Origin of the sequence: Spirulina sp. 06S082 (genome assembly GCF_034932145.1) — a bacterium.
Lineage (GTDB): Bacteria > Cyanobacteriota > Cyanobacteriia > Cyanobacteriales > Spirulinaceae > CCY15215.
Genome location: NZ_JAYGHV010000477.1, coordinates 1 through 1,916, shown reverse-complemented (window position 1 = coordinate 1,916; position 1,916 = coordinate 1). Strand labels below are relative to the sequence as shown.

Here is a 1,916-nt window from a genome sequence, read left to right as displayed (position 1 = left end):
AATTTGCATTAATTCTTCTCTTTCCTCATCTATTATTGCTTTCTCTTTTGAAACAATTAGAGTTACTTATTCCTTGGTTACATGAGCGGGGTTTTGAACTTTGTCTTATGAGGTGCAAGATCTGAGTTAAAGAATTGTTAAGATATGAAACAAATGCTTGTCTGCGCGGCGGTTCGTGGTATCACCTCCCTGATTACTGCCGTTCGTCCAACCGCGACAACGATACGCGCGATGTCGATAACCACGTTATCGGTTTTCGTGTTGTCTCCTCCCCTGTTGCAGGACTCTAACCCTTTGCCCTTTTTTCCCTCTTTCCCCTCTTCCCTTTTTTCGCCGTGAGGCGATCGCCTGGCGAAGCCAAAGCGCGACCCTGCTAAACTCGAAAATACGATCTCTAAGCCATCTTAAAAGAGTTTTTTGTGATGTTATGGGCAAGGAGAGACTCGAACTCTCATGACCAAAGGCCGCTACATTTTGAGTGTAGTGCGTCTACCAATTCCGCCACTTGCCCGGTTTTTTGTCACTTTCGCCATTATAACCTAATTTCCCTCCACTTAGCAAGTCTTGATAAGAAGGAGAACTGGCCCAGCGCTCAATTTCTCGGGCGCGAAGAACGGGGACGGGGTGGGTTAATTGGCTGTTTTGAGTTGTTTTCAGCATTTCTCCCAGGTCTGTCGCGCTCATCTCGTCGTAATCTTTGGCTTGATCGATAAAAGCATCCAAATTCAACAAGGGAGAGAGACTGGGAGATCCTCCCGCTAATTTCATCAACACTGACATGACCGTGCGCGGATTTTGGGTCGCGAGAAGAGCAGCGCGATCGCAGCTAAACTCAGCACAGCGCAACCATTCTAGCATTTGCTCTTGTAAAGATTGAGCAATTAAAGACCCCCAAATGGGCAGAACACTCGAAGCAAGAACGATTAAATTAGCCAAGGTTAAATAGACCCCATGTTCGCACTTGAGATGTCCCAATTCATGAGCCATCACTGCTTGAATCTCTTCCGGGGTAAGCATTTCTACCAAGGATGTATGCAAAACCATAAACGGCTTTTTCCCTCGCATGGCAAAGGTATAAGCATTAGGGACAGGATTTTGCTGGAGATAAAGTTGGGGTGGATCGAGATCGAGGATTTTACAAGCATCCAAGAGTAGATCGTGTAGGTGAGGGAGTTGGCGATCGCTCACCTGCACACTAGAAGCAATATTATTGAAGTAGAAAAAATCCTCGGCCACAGAACCCAACAAACTGCGGATGACTACATCCATACCAGGAAGTTGTTTTAAGGCATTGGTTGCAGCCAAGTCGAGGGGATGTCGGAAGAGATCGGCTTTGAGGCCAATTAAAGGGATTTTGGGGGATGCCATTTTTAGAAAGAAGAGAAAATGGTGATTTTAGGTAAATAGCCAGTTTTTAACGCGAATCAGACTAGCCCAGTTGGGTTTTCGGGTCAAGCCATCTTCAATATTTTCGGCTAATTCTTGGCGAATTTCCGCACTAAAGGCCATGACCCTCTGAACGATTTCGATTTGTTCTCGTACCCCTTTTGTTTCTGTCTCTAAAAGCGCGATCGCCAGATTGACACGACCTTGGGGGGAATTTTTGTCTAATTTCACCCCTTTTTGTGCTGCTTTTAAGGCCTGCTGGGGCTTATCGACCAAGAGATACAGCCAGGCTAAACTCGACCAAGCCGTAGCATTCTTTTTGGAGCGATCGCAAATTTCCTTGAAAACGGGAATGAGAGATTCCGCACTTTCTCCATTTTTGTAGCGTTCTAAGCCATTTTCGTAGAGAGAAGCAACTGGTTCAACCATAGGATTAGGGAGTGGGGGGATGGGGGAGTGGGGGAGGATGGGGGAGTGGGGGAGGGGGGGGGGGTGGGGGAGAGGGGGGAGGGGGTGGGGGGGGGGGGCGG

The 1,916-nt window shown here is 47.5% G+C and carries 2 protein-coding genes and 1 tRNA gene; all 3 read right to left on the bottom strand.

Going from position 1 to position 1,916, the window contains the following annotated elements; all coding sequences use genetic code 11:
* Positions 1–428: 428 nt before the first annotated feature.
* A tRNA-Leu gene (locus VB714_RS27155) sits at positions 429–511 on the bottom strand.
* Positions 490–1,368 (bottom strand): M48 family metallopeptidase, encoded by an 879-nt coding sequence (locus tag VB714_RS27150; RefSeq protein ID WP_323228452.1) that lies wholly within the window; start codon positions 1,366–1,368, stop codon positions 490–492. Before VB714_RS27150 ends, VB714_RS27155 begins: the two co-directional genes overlap by 22 nt.
* Positions 1,369–1,395: 27 nt before the next feature.
* The gene (locus VB714_RS27145) at positions 1,396–1,815 is read right to left on the bottom strand and encodes a hypothetical protein (protein ID WP_323228451.1); all 420 of its coding nucleotides are present in this window, start codon (positions 1,813–1,815) and stop codon (positions 1,396–1,398) included.
* Positions 1,816–1,916 lie beyond the last annotated feature (101 nt).